Raw genomic sequence first — 581 nt, forward strand, 5'->3', positions numbered from 1 at the left:
TTGTTCACCAATTTGCACGGACTGTTTTAAAGTCTCATATGGATCGGGCTTCCCTTCATTAGCGCCTGGTAATAAAGTCCAGATCACTGCGCGCGTTGCATTTGGTGCGCCCCAGAATTTTTGATTATCAAGGCAGACCATACCGCGCTCTACAATAGCAGCAATATCTTTCGGAACATTGACAGAACCGCCAGAGTTAATGTCGTTGGTCACAGCTTGAAGACCACTGATCATCCCAAGTAAATATACAGTTTGGTCAATATCACTACGCATTGTTGGACAAGAATCACCTAAATGATATTTATATTTAGATTTCCAACGATCAGCAAAGAGCTTATAGCCTGCGTATTGTCGCTCAGCAGCAATTGCAGCCCAACGCTTCTGTGCAATACGTGCATCTTGAGCTTCTGTTACCTGCCCTGCTTTTGAAGCGCGCAAATAACGTAACTCCTGTTCTAATGCTTGGTTTTCCGCGCATACACCTGAAGCAGCATACATTAAGACAGCAACACGAGTAGGATCTGCCCCCATACCTTTAGTCGACATGATTGCAGGAGTTAAGGCACTACCAGTATTACAAA

General features: G+C 44.4%; 1 protein-coding gene. It reads right to left on the reverse strand.

What is annotated here, in order from left to right; all coding sequences use genetic code 11:
* The coding region (locus ABD296_RS49995) for a hypothetical protein (protein WP_407061604.1) at positions 1 to 531 on the reverse strand (531 nt) is incomplete at its 3' end.
* Positions 532 to 581: the final 50 nt, after the last annotated feature.

The sequence above is a fragment of the Actinomadura napierensis genome (genome assembly GCF_039529375.1).
GTDB classification, from domain to species: Bacteria; Actinomycetota; Actinomycetes; order Streptosporangiales; family Streptosporangiaceae; genus Spirillospora; species Spirillospora napierensis.